Annotated in this window: 14 protein-coding genes; 5 read left to right on the top strand and 9 right to left on the bottom strand. The window is 62.5% G+C overall.

Annotated features, from left to right (window positions below; translation table 11 throughout):
* Positions 1 to 7: 7 nt before the first annotated feature.
* Positions 8 to 2,026 carry a TonB-dependent receptor gene (locus EK373_RS27510; protein WP_129647784.1) on the bottom strand — a complete coding sequence of 673 codons (2,019 nt, stop codon included), beginning with the start codon at positions 2,024 to 2,026 and terminating at the stop codon, positions 8 to 10.
* A 12-nt stretch (positions 2,027 to 2,038) separates the two neighbouring features.
* Positions 2,039 to 2,740, bottom strand: coding sequence for a HupE/UreJ family protein (locus tag EK373_RS27505; RefSeq protein ID WP_129647782.1), 702 nt, complete (start codon positions 2,738 to 2,740; stop codon positions 2,039 to 2,041).
* A 198-nt stretch (positions 2,741 to 2,938) separates the two neighbouring features.
* Here EK373_RS27505 and nikR point away from each other — a divergent pair, with 198 nt between their 5' ends.
* Positions 2,939 to 3,403, top strand: coding sequence for a nickel-responsive transcriptional regulator NikR (nikR, locus tag EK373_RS27500; RefSeq protein WP_129647780.1), 465 nt, complete (start codon positions 2,939 to 2,941; stop codon positions 3,401 to 3,403).
* A 39-nt stretch (positions 3,404 to 3,442) separates the two neighbouring features.
* On the top strand, positions 3,443 to 4,555 hold the full coding sequence (locus EK373_RS27495; protein ID WP_129647777.1) for an NADH:flavin oxidoreductase/NADH oxidase: 1,113 nt from the start codon (positions 3,443 to 3,445) through the stop codon (positions 4,553 to 4,555).
* Between the two features lie 18 nt (positions 4,556 to 4,573).
* Here the strand turns inward: EK373_RS27495 and EK373_RS27490 are convergent, their stop codons facing one another.
* On the bottom strand, positions 4,574 to 7,270 hold the full coding sequence (locus EK373_RS27490; protein WP_198683694.1) for a serine/threonine-protein kinase: 2,697 nt from the start codon (positions 7,268 to 7,270) through the stop codon (positions 4,574 to 4,576).
* Between the two features lie 406 nt (positions 7,271 to 7,676).
* Here EK373_RS27490 and EK373_RS27485 point away from each other — a divergent pair, with 406 nt between their 5' ends.
* Positions 7,677 to 8,111 (top strand): hypothetical protein, encoded by a 435-nt coding sequence (locus tag EK373_RS27485; protein WP_129647772.1) that lies wholly within the window; start codon positions 7,677 to 7,679, stop codon positions 8,109 to 8,111.
* Positions 8,112 to 8,131: 20 nt separating this feature from the next.
* The gene (locus tag EK373_RS27480; RefSeq protein WP_129647770.1) at positions 8,132 to 8,314 is read left to right on the top strand and encodes a hypothetical protein; all 183 of its coding nucleotides are present in this window, start codon (positions 8,132 to 8,134) and stop codon (positions 8,312 to 8,314) included.
* A 92-nt stretch (positions 8,315 to 8,406) separates the two neighbouring features.
* Here EK373_RS27480 and EK373_RS27475 read toward each other — a convergent pair whose 3' ends face one another.
* The 4 genes from EK373_RS27475 to EK373_RS27460 form a co-directional block, all read right to left on the bottom strand.
* The gene (locus tag EK373_RS27475; protein ID WP_129647768.1) at positions 8,407 to 8,850 is read right to left on the bottom strand and encodes a YciI family protein; all 444 of its coding nucleotides are present in this window, start codon (positions 8,848 to 8,850) and stop codon (positions 8,407 to 8,409) included.
* A 136-nt stretch (positions 8,851 to 8,986) separates the two neighbouring features.
* Entirely contained in the window at positions 8,987 to 10,654 is a 1,668-nt protein-coding gene (locus tag EK373_RS34085) for a methyl-accepting chemotaxis protein (protein WP_129647765.1), read from the bottom strand.
* A gap of 81 nt (positions 10,655 to 10,735) precedes the next feature.
* A complete protein-coding gene (locus EK373_RS27465) occupies positions 10,736 to 11,158 on the bottom strand; it encodes a type 2 periplasmic-binding domain-containing protein (protein WP_129647763.1) in 423 nt (140 codons plus the stop codon).
* A gap of 9 nt (positions 11,159 to 11,167) precedes the next feature.
* Complete coding sequence (locus tag EK373_RS27460; protein WP_129647760.1) at positions 11,168 to 12,379, bottom strand: hypothetical protein; 1,212 nt, start codon at positions 12,377 to 12,379, stop codon at positions 11,168 to 11,170.
* A 382-nt stretch (positions 12,380 to 12,761) separates the two neighbouring features.
* On the opposite strand from EK373_RS27460, the gene pcaD reads away from it, so the two are divergent.
* Entirely contained in the window at positions 12,762 to 13,580 is an 819-nt protein-coding gene (gene pcaD, locus EK373_RS27455; protein WP_129647758.1) for a 3-oxoadipate enol-lactonase, read from the top strand.
* Here the strand turns inward: pcaD and EK373_RS27450 are convergent.
* Positions 13,577 to 14,119, bottom strand: coding sequence for a TetR/AcrR family transcriptional regulator (locus EK373_RS27450; RefSeq protein WP_129647756.1), 543 nt, complete (start codon positions 14,117 to 14,119; stop codon positions 13,577 to 13,579). The genes pcaD and EK373_RS27450 overlap by 4 nt on opposite strands.
* Before the next feature lie 125 nt (positions 14,120 to 14,244).
* On the bottom strand, positions 14,245 to 17,337 hold the full coding sequence (locus EK373_RS27445; RefSeq protein ID WP_129647753.1) for an efflux RND transporter permease subunit: 3,093 nt from the start codon (positions 17,335 to 17,337) through the stop codon (positions 14,245 to 14,247).

The following is a 17,337-nucleotide window of genomic DNA, read 5'->3' as shown; positions in this document are numbered from 1 at the left end:
TATCTCATTAGAAATCGAACTGAATGCCGGCGCGCACAGTGCGCGGCGATCCCGGAGCGAACAAGAGCTGGCCGCCGATGACCGACACCGACGTGGCGTACTTCTCGTCTGTGGCATTGTCGAGCCGGGCGTAAACGCGATAGTTACGCTCGCCACGGTTTGCATACGAAACCGCGAGATCGAGCAGGTCGTAGCTCTCTGCCTGCAACGTGTTGAGCGCATCGACCTGGTACTCGCCGACGTAACGCCAGAATGCGTCGATGCTCCAGTTCGCGAACGGACGATAGGTCGCTTCGAGGCTGCCGGAAGTTTCCGGCACACCAGGCACGGCCAAGCCCAAGAGGCGAGCGTTCGCGTTCTGCTCCACTTCGGTGTCCGTGATCCCATAGACTGCGCTCAGCTCGAAGCTCTCGACCGGCGCCCATTTCGCGCTCGCCTCGATGCCTTCACGCAAGGTCGCGCCGTAGTTCTCGTAAACGCCTGGCGACACCGTGCGCACTTCGCCGGTCGACTTCAAACGATACCCGGCGATGTCGATCTCGAACACGTCGGCGGCCGCGAAACGCATGCCGATCTCGGTCTGTCGGAACACGTTCTCATCGAGCGGCTGGCCACCGATGGCGTATTTCACGAATCCGTTCGGCAGCGCAAAGCCTTCAGCCCAGCTGGCGCGCAGCTGCAACCACTCGGTCAATTGCGAATTCAAACCTACCTTCGGGCTGGCATGCTCGGCGTCGTTGAGAGCATTGCAGGGGTCGGCACCCGTCTCGGCCCCGAGCAGCTCGCAGCCGCCGGTGAAACGATCTGCGCGCAGCCCCACCGATAGCTGCGCGAGCGGGTGCAGGCTCGCCCTCACCTCGGTGAATGCAGAGACGCTATTGAGCTCGGTCTCGCGATTCGACTGTGCGGGCAGCACGCGACGGCGCTGATCCAATCCGTCGAAGAACCTGTATTCGGTGGACTCGCGGAATGTTTCGACACCGGCGATGTAGCTCAGCGGAATGGATGCCAGCGCCGTCATGCCATTCAAGCTGGCGCCAGCGCCAAAGACGCTGCGATCGTACGTTTCTTCACGCTGCCGCCAAGTCGTCGTAGTGATGGGCCGCGAGAACCAGCGCGTGAAGTCCTGCTGAGTCGTGTACGCGAACGTCAGAAGCTTCAGATCGTCGTTGATCCGATAGTTAACGTCGCCGCGAACCGTCAGGAATTGCTTGTCCGCGCCGTCGTTCTGAGTGTTCGGATCGATGCCGCGAGGATCGGCCTCGAACTGCGCCTGCGTCAGATACGACGCAGAGTCACTCTCCGACTGCAAGTAGCGCGACGACAGCGCAACCTGCAGGTCTGGCGTGACGTTCGCCGACCAGCGCCCGGAGAACGTGCCGCGCCGAGTCTCACTCTGCGGCCGATAGCTGTCAGTGCGAAACAGCTGTCCCGCAAGGTTGATCTGCTGCGTGTCGCCGTGCGCCGCGCCGTAAGCAGCCTGCAAATCCATCGTGTCATAAGAGCCGAACGACAAATCCGCTTCGGCATAGTTGCCGCTCTTACGCGTCTGGATATCGACCAGGCCGCCACGATTGTAGTTGCCGTACAGCGCCGACACCGGGCCTTTGAAAACGCTGAACGATGCGATCTCGAGCGGCACCACCGTGTTCAGATCGACGTAACCGTCGGCGTGCGACATGGCTTCGTTGAGCGGAATGCCGTCGATGACGGCGCCAAGATCGCCGCCGTGACCGCCGCTGCCGAAGCCGCGAATCACGATGTTGCTGGCGACCGAGCCGAGCTGCAGGTCGCGCACGACCATGCCGGGCACGAAGCGAAACAGCTCGTCGACATCGGCCAGCGCCTGCTCGCGAATCGCCACGTTGTCCAACACAGTCGCGCTGAACGCCGACTCCTCGGGCCGAAGCAGCTGACCCTTGACGACGACCTCGTCGATCGTCTCCGCCGCCGCGCCGAACGACACCATTGCAAGCCCGCAGGCCACCGCCCATCGCAACACGTTCTTCGAGTTATCGACTGCCAAGAGCGTTCTCCATCACGACGGCAAGGAAGCCACAGCGGACGATGTGACGTAGCCATGAACTTGCAGACCCAGCAGCACCGCGCTTGCCGCGATCAACGCGCCATTGGTCACGCGCGTGATTGCCGGGAAAGCCGTGCTCGTGCGCCAGACTTTGACGACTGCAGTCATCAACGCCAGCGCGGCAATCTGACCGAATTCGACGCCGACATTGAACGCGATGATCTTGGTCACCAGCTCCGGATCCTTCGCCAGCGTCATCTGCTGCAGGCGGGTCGACAAGCCGAAGCCGTGGATCAGGCCGAACACGAACACCATGAACAGCAGATTCGGCGCCGGCCGGCCGAACCAGCGGCGAAACAAATCGAGGTTCTCGATGGCTTTGTAAGTCACGGTCAGTGCGATCACCGCATCGACCAGGTACGGATTGGCAGTGATGCCCGCCAACGTCGCGAACAGCAGCGTGATCGTGTGGCCCGCCGTGAACGCCGTGATGAACACGACGATCTGACTGAAGCGCGCCAGAAACAGCATCACGCCCAACAGGAACAACAGGTGATCGTAGCCAGTGAGCATGTGCTCGGCGCCGATCCACGCTGCATCGGCGAAGCCGCCGATCAACATGCGTTGCTGCGCCTGTTCGCTGACCGAATGCGCCAGCGCCGTGGCGGCGGCGAACAGCACGCTCGCCGCACCACAGACAACGGACAACAGCATTGCAAAGCGACTTCTCACAGCCCACTCACGCCCTCGATGGAGTTATTCGCGTCGAACCGTCCGAGGCGCGAGCGGCACGTATGATGATTTCGGAATATTTCACACAGGTTTCAGGCGACAACTTTTTTGTTGCCCCGGTTCATCCTTGAATCCTGCTTCTGTCGGTTATGCTGCTCGCTTCGAAGCACGAGCATTCCCATGCGACGCCTGACCATTTCCATCGACGACGAGCTCGCCGACACCTTCGATCGGTTCATGCAGCAGAAGGGTTACCAGAATCGCTCCGAGGCCTTTCGCGATCTATTGCGTGGCGAACTGGGCCGGGACAGCGTGGATCAGGGCGGCACGCAGCACTGCGTGGCGGCGCTGAGTTACGTCTACAACCATCATGAGCGCCAGCTCGCCGGGCGACTAGCGCAGATTCAGCACGATCATCACGACGTGACGGTCTCGACCATGCACGCGCACCTGGACCACGACAATTGCATCGAGACCATGATCCTGCGCGGTCATACGCAGGAGGTGGTGCAGTTTGCCGAGGCCTTGATCGCCGAGAAGGGCGTTCGCCACGGCAAGTTCAACGTGATCCCGATTGAATCGGAGAGCAACGGCCGCGCGCATCATCAGTACTATCACCACGTCCACTTGCGACCGCACCGCTGAAGCCGCGATCATCGGACACCTCTCTGGCGGAGATGACCGATGCGATCCCACCTGTTCACGCCGGCCCAGGTCGGCCCTCTTACACTGGCGAATCGCATCGTGATCGCGCCCATGTGCCAGTATTCGGCCGACAACGGCTGCATGACCGACTGGCACGTGATGCACCTCGGACTGCTCGCCGTGTCAGGCGCCGGTCTGCTGACCATCGAAGCCACCGCAGTCAAGCCGGAGGGGCGCATCACCTATGCCGACGTTGGCCTGTACTCCGATGAGTGCGAGCGAGCGATGCACCGGGTCGTGGAATCGGTGCGCCGCTGGTCGGACATGCCGATTGCGATTCAGCTCGCGCATGCCGGCCGCAAGGCGTCCACCGACTTGCCTTGGAAAGGCGGTGCTCAGCTGCCGCCGCATCATGCGCACGGCTGGCAAACCGAAGCGCCCGCCGCGCTCGCCTTCCACGAGAACGAACATCCGCCGGTTGCGTTGGATCGCGACGGCCTGAAAGATGTGCGCGACGCTTTCGTGGCCGCTGCTCGCCGCTCTGTGAACATCGGCCTCGACGCGGTCCAGCTACACGGCGCGCACGGCTACTTGCTCCATGAGTTTCTGTCGCCGCTGTCGAATCGTCGCAGCGACGAATACGGCGGCTCGCTCGAGAATCGGATGCGCTTTCCACTCGAAGTGTTCGATGCGGTGCGGGCCGCCGTGCCGCCCGAAAAGCCGGTGAGTATTCGCGTCTCCGGAACGGACTGGGCGCCGAACGGGTGGAACATCGAACAAACCGTCGAATTCGCGCGAGCACTCGAGGCGCGTGGCTGCAATGCCATTCACGTTTCCAGCGGCGGGTTGACACCGGCGCAGAAGATTGCGGTCGGTCCCGGCTATCAAGTGCCTTTGGCGCGCGCAGTCAAAGCAGCGGTGAAGATGCCTGTGATCGCTGTCGGATTGATCAACGATTTCGAGCACGCGGAATCGGTGCTCGTTGCAGGCGATGCGGATTTCATCGCGCTCGCGCGCGCCATGCTCTACAACCCGCGCTGGCCGTGGCATGCCGCGGCTCACTTCGGCGCCCGCGTGAAAGCGCCAGATCAATATTTGCGCTCTCAGCCGGCGCGATTCCGCGGGTTGTTCGATTTGCGAGCGGACGACTAGGAGCAATCAGGCGCACGATCAAAGCGATCGTTGCGCCCTGATGTTTTGTGCTCGCTCCGGATGCAGCTCTTGCATGAGCGCATCCAATTTCTCTCGCTGCCTCGTATCGACGTAGTAGCGAATCACGCGAGAGCGCGCCAACTCCCGGGTAGCCGAATCGACGCCATCCGCCGTAGCCAGGATGCGATAGCTGTCGACGAGCTTCGCTTCGGCCTCTCGATGCTTGCCTTCTTTGTGCAGGACTTCGCCAAGCGCGCTAGCCGATCGCGCCGCGCGCCATTCGGGCGCCCCGGTGCGCTTCCACCGGTTTGCCGCGGCCATGAGATGTGCTTCGGCATCGGCAAGCTTGCCGGTGGCCGCCAGGACCTCACCCAGATAGTGCTCCGCCGATGCGACGTATTGATGATCGGGCGGCAGACTCTTGCCAAACAATTCCAGAGTGTCGCGCAGCAGCGGTCCGGCTTCCTCGAACTTGGCCTGTCGGATCAGCACTGTTCCCAACATCGTTTGCAGAAAACCGATCTTGGCGTACGCCGTGCTATGCGCATTGCGATGAATCGCAATGGCCTCGCGGACCAGTTTCTCCGCCTCGTCGGTATCGCCTTGCGCCAGACGCACTTGGGCCAGCGAAGACAAGGTTTCCGCGACCGCTGGATTGGCTTTGAACAGCGCTCGCTGAGTCGCCAGCGTGCGTTCGTAGATCGGTGCGGCCGCGGCGAGTTTGCCCTGGTACAACAGCGTTTCGGCGAGCACGAAGTCCGTCTTGACTCGATCGGGATGCCGCACGTCGACGGATTCGTAGATCTCGACCGCCTCGCGTGCGACTGCTTCGGCCCGGGCATAGTCGTCCACCCAGGTATAAAGATTGGCCTGCTCGATCAAGATGCTGGCGATTTCGGGATCTCGCGGCGCCTTCGCCCGGCGCATCAATTCCAGCGCTGCATCGAACGCGGCCAGCGCCTCGACGGGCCGGCTGCGCATCGTCTCCAGCCGCCCGATCTCAGCCAGCAGCTTGGCCTTGGCCACGGGGTCGGCCTCGCCGAGACTCGCCATCATGGTCTGCGCCTGGCTGAAGTGCGCATCGGAGGCTTGAGCTTTTCCGGCATCCCGCTCGGCGACCGCGAGCTCGATCAGAGTAGTCACGATCTTGGGACTCGATCCGCCGCTCGACTCACGCCGCAGGTGCAAGGCTTTTTCGAGCTGGTCGACAGCTTCGTTGGGTTCGCCCAGGCGTCGATAGGCCACCCCCATGTTGACGTGCAGCTCCGAGCGCACCTCCGGATTCACGTTCGGATCCGCATCGATCACCAGCCTCGCCTGATCCAACAGCTCGCGCGCCGACATCTCGCGGCCGAAGTTCACGTAGGGGTTGGCCGCGGCAAAGATGTCGCGAAAGTGTCCGGACACCCGTTCGGCTGTTTCTTTTTCCTGGGTGACCAGCTCGAGAGCGTCTTGAACGGCGGCGCGCTGGATGGAAACGGTAATGAGCGAGCTCACGATGAGCGCCGCGACAGTCGTGCCAGTCGCGACGGCCAGCCGATTGCGCCTGATGAAACGAGACGTGTAATAGGCCCAGTTGCCCTGCCGGGCCTGCACCGGCTCGTTCGCCAGGTAATGTCGAATGTCACCGATGAGCTGATCGATGGAGCTGTAGCGGTGCTGCGGCTCCTTGCGCATCGCGCGCATGATGATGGCATCGATATCGCCAGCCAGGCCGCGCTCCAGTTTGTCTGGCGTCGTGCTGCGAGCATTGGCCAGAACGGAGATCGATGGTTCGTCATCTTTCGGTCCTGCACGCAATGCTCCCTGCACGGCGACGCTCGGACGCATCGGATCGGTCACGCAAATCGCGCGCTCCAGTTCGAGCTGGCTGGCCGCGGAGGACGACAACGTGTACGGGCGCAGCCCCGTGAGCAGCTGATACAGAACGACGCCCAGTGAATAAACATCGCTCGCGGTCGTTACCGGCCTGCCGAGAATCTGTTCGGGACTCGCGTACTCGGGCGTGAGCAGGCGGTCGTTCATGCGCGTCAGATCTGACGGTTTGGTGACATCGCTGGCGTCCAGCAGCTTGGCGATACCGAAGTCCAGCAGCTTCGGCAGGCCATCGCCCGTGACCAGAATATTCGCGGGCTTGAGATCGCGATGGACGATCAGGTTTTGATGTGCGTACTGCACCGCGGCGCAGACCTGGAGAAACAACTCGAGCCGTTCGCGCAGATTCAACTGCCGCTGATCGCAGAACTGATCCACCGGCTCGCCATGGATGTATTCCATGACCAGGTAGGGCTGATGTCCTTCGGTTTCGCCTGCATCCAGCAAGCGCGCAATATTGGCGTGATTGAGGCTCGCAAGAATCTGCCGCTCGGCGCGGAAACGCAGGCCGAAGGAAGCCGCGGCGCTCTCATCGATGATCTTGACCGCGACCTGCGCGGAATATTGCTTATCGGCGCGCTCGGCCAGATAGACGGTGCCCGACCCGCCTCGGCCGAGCACGGAAATTATCTTGTAACGATCGGCAATGACGTGGCCCAACAAGCTGTGACGGCCTGTCTGGCTGGAGCGTAAGAACGCGGCGCCGACCGCCCGTGAGATAGGCCCGCTGGTGGCCGCCTCGGGATAGACGCTGAGCAGGCCCAGAGCTTCCTCGAGCTCCTGCGGCTCCGCAATCTGCTGGCGAACGTAGTGCTCCCGGTCCTCGGGCAGAAGCTGCATCGCTTCTTCGAGTACTTGCCCCACTTGCGTTAGGCGCCGCCCCTCGGCGGTTCTGGGAGATGTCATTTGACCGGCATCGGTAGTTACTGAACGTCAGTGGCGCGTCGGACCAGGGATGTGCAAAGCCACATCGAAATAACAACCTCGGGCGACGCCAATTCTCCGTAAAAAACAGGACCTTTGCGTGTCGGACTTTCCAGTTTCGACGTTCTCGTCCGGGCTCTCGCGCCGGCCACGTAGGGTCGCACGATGCAGTGTCGCTTAAGCAATACCCTGATTTTGCACTGGAGATAACATAATCGAACATTTCCAGTGTGACGAGGATCACAATTAAACATCGGTTATGTCTATGATTCGTCCTGTCGAGCGGGTGGCTTAGCACATTGTTTGCGGGAGAAACGTTGATATGCGTAGCAAGATTATTTCGGCGTTCGCTGTGTCCTTTGCACTGATGGCGAACGTCGCCCTGGCCGATGGCGTGGTCGGCGGCAAGCGTCCCCTCCTGGCCGATGGCGTGGTCGGTGGCAAGCGCCCCCTCCTGGTCGATGGTGTGGTTGGCGGCAAGCGTCCCCTCCTGGCCGATGGTGTCGTTGGCGGCAAGCGCCCCCTCCTGGCTGATGGCGTGGTTGGCGGCAAGCGCCCCCTCCTGGCCGATGGCGTGGTTGGCGGCAAGCGTCCGCTCCTGGCCGATGGCGTGGTTGGCGGCAAGCGTCCGCTCCTGGCCGACGGCGTGGTGGGTGGCAAGCGTCCGCTCCTGGCCGATGGCGTGGTGGGTGGCAAGCGCCCCCTGCTGGCTGATGGCGTCGTTGGCGGCAAGCGCCCGCTCATCACCGTCGCCTAACAGCACTCACGGAGACCCCCATGAAACGCTTTCCAATTCTTATGGTGGTTGCTGCCAGCCTGATGTCCACCGCTGTGAGCACCAGCATGGGCGCAGCAGGCACGAATGCCTCCAAGCCTGAGGCGGCGGTCCAGTCGGTGGCTCTGGAGCAGTTGAAGGCCCAAGCCTCGTCTTCGATCACCACCTGGCAGCGCCCGCTCTAAGCGCAGCCCACCCGTCGGAGTCCTTCAGGACTCTAATAAACAAAGGCGCGTGCCCCGACCGGGTCACGCGCCTTGATTGATCCCACCTCGGTTTACTGTTCCTTTGCGGCGTGCTGGCGCTCGATCTCGCCCCGCATCTGTTCGTTCCTCTCGCGCAGCTCCGGCGTGAACGCCTCGCCGAAATCCTCCATCTCATAGAGGGGACGAATCTCGATTTCGGTGTCCTCGCCCGGCATGGGATGGGGGCAGCGGCGCACCCATTCCACGGCTTCGTCCATGGACTTCACCTGCCACACCCAGTAGCCGGCGATCACTTCCTTGGTCTCGGCGAACGGGCCGTCGATCACCAGCCGCTTGTCGCCACTGAAGCGCACCCGCTTGCCCTTGCTGGTCGGTTTCAGGCCATCGCCGCCCAGCATGATGCCGGCCTGGACCAGCGCCTCATTGAACTTGGTCATCGCGGCAGCCAGTTCCTCGGTGGGCGCGGCGCCAGCTTCGGAATTCCCGGTCGCCTTGATCATTACCATGACGCGCATGCTCGTGCTCCTGTCGGTTGATTGCTCTGATCTGACTTGAAGACGATCCCGCCGGCGCCGGCCCGACATTTCTATGCGGACAAAAAAAGGGGCAGCCACCGGCTGCCCCTACATCAATCCTCGATCGTCCGTTGGATCAGAACTCCTGCCACTCCACATCCGAGCCGGCCGCCTTCTTCAGAGGCTGCGGGGCCGGAGTCGCGACGGGCCTGGCGTTAGCAACGCGCACCGGCTGAGGTGCTGCCGCCACCGGCGTACGCACCACCGGCTGCTGATATCCACCGCCGCTGGAGCGAATCTTGAACACCGAGATCATGTCGGTGAGCTTCTTGGCCTGCTCGCTCATCGAAGCTGCGACCGCCGAGGTTTCTTCGGCCATCGCCGCGTTCTGCTGCGTGCTCTCGTCCATCTGCGTGATCGCGCCATTGACCTGGTCGAGGCCGGCAGCCTGCTGCTGGCTGGCCGAGGAAATCTCGCCGATGATGTCGGCAACCTTTTTCGCCGCCGAAACGATGTCGGTCAGGTGCTGGCCGGATTCATCCACCAGCTTGGTGCCGTCCTGCACCTTCGACACCGAGTCCTGAATCAGCTCTTTGATCTCGCGAGCCGCGGTGGCGCTACGCTGCGCGAGGCTGCGCACTTCGGACGCGACGACTGCGAAGCCACGGCCCTGCTCGCCGGCACGCGCCGCTTCGACCGCTGCGTTCAACGCCAGCAGGTTGGTCTGGAACGCGATCTCGTCGATGACGCCGATGATGTCGGCGATCTTGCGGCTCGAGCTGTTGATCTCGGCCATCGCGCTCACTGCACGGGCAGCGACCGCGCCACCGCGTTCGGCCTGATCGCGAGCTTCGGACGCGAGCTGGTTGGCGTGACGCGCATTGTCGGCGTTGCGCTTCACGGTCACTGTCATTTCTTCCATGCTCGACGCGGTTTCTTCCAGGCTCGCGGCCTGGTCCGACGTGCGAGTGCTCAAGCGATCAATGCCAGAGTTGATATCGGTCGCGGCCGAATCGACCGCGCCGGAAGTCGTACGCACATCCTGAATCAGGTTGCCCAGCTTCTGACGCAACGTCTCGATTCCGTGCAACAGGCTGGACTGATCGTCCTGGCGCAGCGTGACCGCCGTCGTGAAGTCGCCACTCGCGATCGAGCGCACGATCTGCACCGCAAATTCCGGCTCGCCACCGAGGCTGCGGAACACATTGCCGATCAACACCCACGAGCCCACGCCCAGAACCAGCAACATCACCACCGCGGTGATCAGGCTGGCCATCAAGCTGTGCTGCACGTTTTCCGTGCCACTGGCGAGCAAGGAACGAAATTCTCCGATCGCATCTTCCTGCGACTTGGTCACCAACGCGGTCATCGCCTCGTTGGTCTTCTGCATGCGGGCGATGGCACTGGCGGCGTCGCCGGTCTCGCTGCCCAACATGATCCGCGTCGCCGAAGTGGCGGCGGAATAGTAATCGTCAAAAGCGCTGCCCAGGTCGCTTGCGAGGCTGCGATCGGGATCCGCAGCAGCCAGGTCCTTGAGCGCGGCGCGCACACTGTTGGCATGCGCGGTCGCGGCGGTAATGCCGTCCTGGTCGCCTTCCGCCACCGCACGCTGCAGGGATTCCTGCACGTCGGTGAATTCGGTGCGCACTACACGCAACGCCTCGACCGTCGGATATTGCACTTTCTCCACACGCGCGAGCGCAGCCGACGTCTTGGACGTCATCTGCGAGCTGACCGCGATGCCGATCATGATGATCACTGCCGTCATGATCGGCAGCATCCAGATACGATGTTTGAATTTCATTGCACTATCTTCGGGACGAACCCAATGAGTAACGGCAGCTGACGGCGCCTGCTTGAGGACGCCGCCAGCGTGCCGCGAGCATTACAGCTTCAACACGGCCTTGACCGAGCCGTCCACCGCGCTCGAATCGACGTAGCCGATCGCCTTCGGATCCGAAGCCACGAACGCCTTCACATCGGCGTCGCTCTTCAGCTCTTTCGGCGGCGTGCCCTTGCCGGTGAAAGTCAGGCGCGCCCACGTGGCCTTGGCCTGCGCGGCCGAGCGACCCGTCGCCTTCTCGTAGAACGCGCCGCGAACCGCAGCCGATTCCGGCTGGTCGGCCAGCGTCGCCGCGCCGCCGTCCGGGAACGTGCTCGCGTTGCCCAGGTACAGCGCCGCGACCTGCTCCGCCGACAGATTCGCCGCCGGATTCTTCGGATTCACGATCACGACCACTTCGGCGTTGGCGCCGGCCGCAGCCAGCGTCAGCGCGCAGACACTCAAAATCGATTTCAGACTACGCATGGGACACCGTTAGAAAATAAAGTCGAGCGATGCGCTGACCATGTCGATCTTGCCGTCGAAGCCAGGCTGCACGTTGTTGAGGTTGCCGCGGCCGTCAGCGTCGATGTGGTCGTACTGGAACTTCACCAGTGCGCCCTTCACCACCGAGAACGACGGCAGCTCATAGCGCACGCCCAGGCTGTAGCTGTCCTGGTCGGTCGCGCCCTGGCTCGCGATCAGGCCGTTCACGGCGGCGCTGAGCATGGGGATCGAAATGGCGTTGGTGGACATCGGAGTCTCACGACGCATGCCAGCCAGCGTCGCATACGGCATCAGGTTGCCGAAGCGGCGACCGTAGGTGACATACGCCGAGTAGCGATCCGGCATGAAGTACTCGCCGCCATCCGTGTTGGACTTGGCGTATTCGCTGGCGATCAGGTTCGTGCCGTCGTCGTACTGCACGCCGATGTTCAAGTTGGCAATGCGGGCGCCGCCGATGAGCAGCTTCTGAGCTTCGGACGCGCAGCCGCCGCACAGGGCGGAGGGAATGGCAAACAACGGATCGGTCAGAGCGGCGACCGAGTTTGAATCCGTCTCCAGGTCGATGACGCCGTAGCCGACGCGCGCCTGGAACGAACCGACGTTGACCGTGGTGGCAAGGCCCTTCCACTCGGGCACGTCCAGCTTGAGGGTCGACACGTCGACTTCGCTCTCGCCGAAATAGGGATTCACTGTGACAGTGAACGCGCCGAGCTGCGCGCGGTAAGTCGCATCGACGCCGAGCAGCTGATACACCGGCGACAAGTTATAAACTTCCAGCGGCGGACGCACCCAGGTATTGGCGTAGCCGACGAACACCGAGTCCGAATACATGAAGGTCGGGGCGCGCAGGTAGCCGCCACGGAAGCTCAGGCTCTGCGTGGCCTGGGCGCGAACATAGGCCCAATCCAGATGCGGCTCGAAGTCGCCGGTCAGGTCGGTGTAAGCGACGCCCTGGACGGTCGCCGAAACAATGTCGTTGAACTTGGCGGTCAGCTGCACGCCCAGCTTCGAGTCGGTCTCGAACGAACCGCCCTTATCGATGCTGTCCGGCTGCGAGGTGTAACCCACGTCGGCCAGGTCGGTGTCGGACTGCGAATAGGCAGCGGTAGAAAAGCCGCTGTATGAAAAATCCACCGCCGATGCAACGGTCGGCAACGCTGCCGCAACCGCCAACGCGATGATCGAAAAACGTGAGGACATGAAGCTGACTCCGTAAGTTTTTAGAGCGACGGAGCGCTTGGCCCCGTGACTCCCTCACTATCGGCGTCGCATTGCAACGACTTGATTTGACCTCTCCTGATGCCGCACTGCCGGAAAGGATGTAGGGGCGCCGCCGGGGAACCCTTAGGGCCAGAAGAGGCGTCACACTTCTGTCACGAATGCGCGTTGACAGCGCAATCAACGAAAAGACTTCGTCTATGAGACTGATCCGATCGATCGCATTCTGCGATCGAAGCCGGTCGCGTACCGAGCCTGCGCAATCGAATGACGAAGCAGAAGCCCATCCGAGCCCCTGAACCCAGGGCCGACGGGGACTGTTGTAGGATAGGGCCGTTGTCTTTCGCGCGGACGCACCGTTCTCATGAAGCAAATCACCTCACAGGATGTACAACTCCGGGTCGAGCACACGCCCCGGCCGGGTGCGCCGGCGCTGCTGTTGTTGAACGCGCTCAGCACGTCGCTGGAAATGTGGGACGACCAGTTCGAGGCGCTGAGCGAGCGGTTCGAGCTGATCCGCTTCGACGCGCGCGGCCATGGCAAATCTACAATCGGCACGCACCAGGAAGCGACCATCGACCTGCTGGCCGCCGATGCACTCAACGTGCTCGAAGCGTGCGGGGTCGCACGCGCCCATCTTTGCGGGCTGTCCTTAGGTGGAATGATCGCGATGCATATTGCCGCCAAGTGGCCGGACCGCGTGCTCAAGGCCGCGTTGTGTAATACCACGCCTCACATGCCGCCACGCGAAACCTGGGATGCGAGAATTCAAACCGCATTGACGCAAGGGCCGGCAGCGCTGGCCGAAGCCACGCTGGGGCGCTGGTTCACGCCGCAGTTTCATCAAGCGCATCCTGACAAGATCGCCAAGATCCGTTCGTTACTTCTGGAAACGTCGGCGCAGGGGTACGCGGCCTGCTGCGCGGCCATTCGCGATATGGATCAGCGGGAGTCCATCAAGAACATCACTGCGAAGACACTGGTCATCGGCGGCATGCATGACGCGGGAACGACGCCAGCGCACGCGGACTTCATGGCGAACTCGATTCCGGAAGCCAAGCTGGTTCTGTTGGATGCCGCGCACTTGTCGAACGTCGAGCGCGCCGAGGAATTCAACGCCACCTTGATCGAGTTCCTGCAAGGCGAGCTGGCGCCGGCAGCTGCGCAGGCCGAGAAAGATTAGGCCGCGCCCAACTTCTGCAGCAGCGCCGCGCGCTGCTCCGGGCTGATCTCATAACAATCGAACAGATCGGCCAGCCACATACCATCGGCGACCAGTCGCAGGTGCAGTTCGTCGAGCGTAGTCTCGCCCGATGGATTTTCGGATGGCCACAGGTGCAATCGTGACCGCACGCGCCCCGCCAGCTCGGGCTGTGCGGTACAGATGATGGTCAGCGCTTTGAACACCTGCTGATCTTTCGGCAGCTGCCCCATGCGCGACACGACCTGCAGATAAGCCTTCGCGAGACTGCCACCCGCTGCCTCACGCTCGACTTCGATCTGCAACTGCTCGGCCAGGTAGTCGGCGAGCGCTTCCAGCAGGGAATTCTTCGAGTCGAAGTAATACAACAACCCGCCCTTGCTGACGTGCGCGGCCTCCGCGACTGCATCCAACGTCAGTGCGCCAGTGCCTCTCTTCAGCACCAGTGCCGCGGCGGCATCCAACAACTGTTGCCGCCGATGGCTTGCGGCGCGGGCGCGAATAGATGGAATCGTGCTCATCAGACCAAGGTTGTGACGGCTGCCTGTGAATCAAGACGAGAGCGCGAGCCTTAAGGGAATGCCTAAGGCTCGCGCCCGATCTCGTAGATGCCGAATTGGACAGGCGTCACGCACCCCGGTTCCTACTAAACCGGCTGAGCGGTCGGTATGCCGGCGACCTCGTGCTTTGTCTCCTCTTGCTGCGCGCCGTGTTTGCGATGATCCGCAGCAATCAGCGTATAGAACACCGGCACCACGAACAGCGTGAACAGCGTGCCGACGATCATGCCCGTCACCAGCACGATGCCGATGCTGTTCCGCGCCTCGGCGCCGGGGCCCGAAACCAGCACCAGCGGAAAGTGGCCGAACACGGTAGCCGCAGAGGTCATCAGAACCGGACGCAACCGGGTCAGCGAGGCCTCACGCAGAGCCGCGATCTTTTCTACGCCCCGCTCCTGCAGTGTGTTCGCGAACTCGACGATGAGGATGCCGTTCTTCGCGATCAGGCCAACCAGCGTGATCAACCCCACTTGTGAGTAGATGTTGATGGTGGTCATGTCCAGGAACGTGAACACCAGCGCACCCGAGATGGCGAGCGGCACCGAGCCGAGCAACACGATCAATGGATCGCGGAAGCTCTGGAACTGCGCGGCCAGCACGAGATAGATCAGGATCAGCGCGAAGCCCAGCGTTGCCGTCAACGCCGCGCCCTCGTGACGAATCTGTCGCGACTCGCCCGCGTAGTCGATCAGCACATTCTCGCCGCCGGCCTTCTTGGCAGCGGCCTCGAGCACGCGCAACCCTTCGTCCTTGGTCACACCCGGCTGCACGCCACCGAAGATGCGTGACGAGTTACGTTGCGCGAATCGATTCAACGTGCGCGGGCCGGTTTCCGATTCGATGTGCATGAACGTGGACACCGGCACCAGCGCGCCGCTCGGCGTCTTGATCTTCAGATCGAGCAGCGGATCGAGCGTGGCGCGATCCTTGTCGCCGATCTGCGGGATCACCTTGTAGCTGCGGTCGAAATAGTTGAAGCGATTCACGTACGCGCCGCCCAACAACGTGCCCAGCTCGCGACCGACGCCGGCGAGATCCAGCCCCAGATCGGCGAGCCGCTCGCGGTCGAGCACGACCCGCGCCTGCGGCAGATCGATCTTCAGATCCGTATCGACATACAGGAACTTGCCGCTGGCCATGCCGGCATCGAGCACTGCCTGCGTGGTCGCAAGCAATTCTTCGATGGACTGCTCGTTCTGGATGATCATCTCGACGTCATATTGGCCCGGCGTCGGCAACGGCGGATCGAGGCGGGGATACACGCGCACGCCCGGCACTTGCGACACGGCGCCATAAACCTCGCCAAACATTTCCTCGGTCGAGCGCTCCCGCTCCTTCCAGTTCTTCGCGACCATGCCGCCGTAACCGCCCCACGCCGACGTCAACGACCACGTGAAGTCCGTTTCGGGAAAGGCGGTGAGAGCGTTGACCACGTTCTCCGAATGGCGATCGGTCGCCGCCAGCGACGAATCCGGCGACGCTTCGAAGAACATGCTGATATGACTTTGATCCTCGACCGGCGCCAGCTCCTGACGCGAGTACATGAAGAGCGGCCACGCCGCCAGCGTGACGAGCGCCGCCATTGCAACGATGCCCCACCGCATCCCGAGCGCGCCATCGAGCATTTTCTCGTAGCCGCGACGGATCGCTTCGAATCCCCGATTCACGAGCACGGTCAACTTCGTCTCATGACCATGCTCGTGCACGAAGCGCGAGCTCATCACCGGCGACAACGTCAGCGCGACGACACCGGACACGACGACCGCTGCGGCCAGCGTGATGGCAAACTCCAGGAACAGCGAACCCGTGAGGCCGCCTTGGAAAGCAATCGGCGCGTACACGGTCGCCAGTGTAATCGTCATCGCAACGACGGGACCGGCCAGCTCACGCGCGCCCGCCAGCGCAGCGTCGATGCGAGACTTGCCTTCGCGAACGTGACGCTCCACGTTCTCCACCACGACGATGGCGTCGTCGACGACCAGACCGACCGATAGCACGATCGCGAGAATCGTCAGCAGGTTCAGGCTGAAACCGAACGCCATCATCACGATGGCCGCGCCCACCAGCGACACCGGCATCGCGACCAGCGGCACCAGCGCGGTCCGGACCGAGCCCATGAACAGGAACACGACGAGAGCCACGATCAGCACAGTCTCGCCCAGCGTCTTGGTGATTTCTTCCAGGGCGCTGCGCATGAACATGGTGCCGTCCCACACCAGCCGCATCTCGATGTCCGCCGGCAGCGTGGGCTCGATGCGCTCCATCTCCGCACGCAGATGTTTCTCGACCTCGATCTCATTGGACCCAGGCAGCGGCCACACGCCGAGATACACACTCTGCTGGTTCTTGTACTTGGCCACCGTCGCCGCTTCTTCGGCGCCCAGCTCAACGCGCGCGACATCGCTCAAGCGCACGATCGCGCCGTCGCGGTCCGCAACGATCAGGTTCTCGAATTCCTTGACCGCGCGCAGATCCGTGTTGGCCAGCAGGTTGATTTGCACCAGGTTGCCCTTGGTCTGGCCAACAGCCGCGAGATAGTTGTTTCGGCGCAAGGCATCGTGCACGTCGCCTGGCGCAAGGTTGCGAGCCGCGAGTCGATCCGGATCGATCCACACGCGCATCGCCAGCGGCTGCGCGCCTTCGTAGCTCACGCGCTGCACGCCTGCGAGCGTCGACAACTGCGGCTGCAAAGTGCGCGACAGCCAGTCGGTTAGCTCAGGGACGGTGCGATCCGGCGAAGTGAAGCCGAGATAAAACGTGGCATACGGACGATCGGCGCGTTGCACGTCGACGACCGGCGGCTCTGCCTCGGCCGGCAATTCGGAACGAACCTGCTGCAGGCGTGCGGTGATTTCAGCCAGGGCATCCGTGCTGTTGTGATCCAGCTTCAAGTGCACAGTCACCGTGCTCTGGCCGGCCCGACTCGTGGAGTCGACGTAATCGACGCCACTGATCTGCGACACCACACGTTCGATCGGTGTCGTCAGGAATCCACGCACCGTGTCGGCGCTCGCGCCGGTGTAGAACGTGTTGATGATGACGGACGAGCTTTCGACGCTCGGGAACTGCTGCACCGGCAGGTTGAACAGCGCCCGCGCGCCGATCAGCACGATGACCAGGTTCACGACGATCGCGAGAACCGGGTGCTTGATGAATATGTCTGTAAATGATGAGCGCAT

It is taken from the genome of Peristeroidobacter agariperforans, from assembly GCF_004138335.1.
Classification (GTDB): Bacteria; Pseudomonadota; Gammaproteobacteria; order Steroidobacterales; family Steroidobacteraceae; genus Steroidobacter; species Steroidobacter agariperforans.
This window is presented reverse-complemented; position numbering and strand designations above follow the sequence as displayed.

Bases quoted from the DNA above. Each gene is read 5' to 3' on its own strand.
- EK373_RS27450 (WP_129647756.1), bottom strand. From the start codon at position 14,119: ATGAGCACGATTCCATCTATTCGCGCCCGCGCCGCAAGCCATCGGCGG.
- EK373_RS27505 (WP_129647782.1), bottom strand. From the start codon at position 2,740: ATGCTGTTGTCCGTTGTCTGTGGTGCGGCGAGCGTGCTGTTCGCCGCC.
- EK373_RS27495 (WP_129647777.1), top strand. From the start codon at position 3,443: ATGCGATCCCACCTGTTCACGCCGGCCCAGGTCGGCCCTCTTACACTG.
- EK373_RS27485 (WP_129647772.1), top strand. From the start codon at position 7,677: ATGCGTAGCAAGATTATTTCGGCGTTCGCTGTGTCCTTTGCACTGATG.
- pcaD (WP_129647758.1), top strand. From the start codon at position 12,762: ATGAAGCAAATCACCTCACAGGATGTACAACTCCGGGTCGAGCACACG.
- EK373_RS27445 (WP_129647753.1), bottom strand. From the start codon at position 17,337: ATGCGCTCATCATTTACAGACATATTCATCAAGCACCCGGTTCTCGCG.
- EK373_RS27460 (WP_129647760.1), bottom strand. From the start codon at position 12,379: ATGTCCTCACGTTTTTCGATCATCGCGTTGGCGGTTGCGGCAGCGTTG.
- EK373_RS27480 (WP_129647770.1), top strand. From the start codon at position 8,132: ATGAAACGCTTTCCAATTCTTATGGTGGTTGCTGCCAGCCTGATGTCC.
- nikR (WP_129647780.1), top strand. From the start codon at position 2,939: ATGCGACGCCTGACCATTTCCATCGACGACGAGCTCGCCGACACCTTC.
- EK373_RS34085 (WP_129647765.1), bottom strand. From the start codon at position 10,654: ATGAAATTCAAACATCGTATCTGGATGCTGCCGATCATGACGGCAGTG.
- EK373_RS27475 (WP_129647768.1), bottom strand. From the start codon at position 8,850: ATGCGCGTCATGGTAATGATCAAGGCGACCGGGAATTCCGAAGCTGGC.
- EK373_RS27490 (WP_198683694.1), bottom strand. From the start codon at position 7,270: ATGCAGCTTCTGCCCGAGGACCGGGAGCACTACGTTCGCCAGCAGATT.
- EK373_RS27465 (WP_129647763.1), bottom strand. From the start codon at position 11,158: ATGCGTAGTCTGAAATCGATTTTGAGTGTCTGCGCGCTGACGCTGGCT.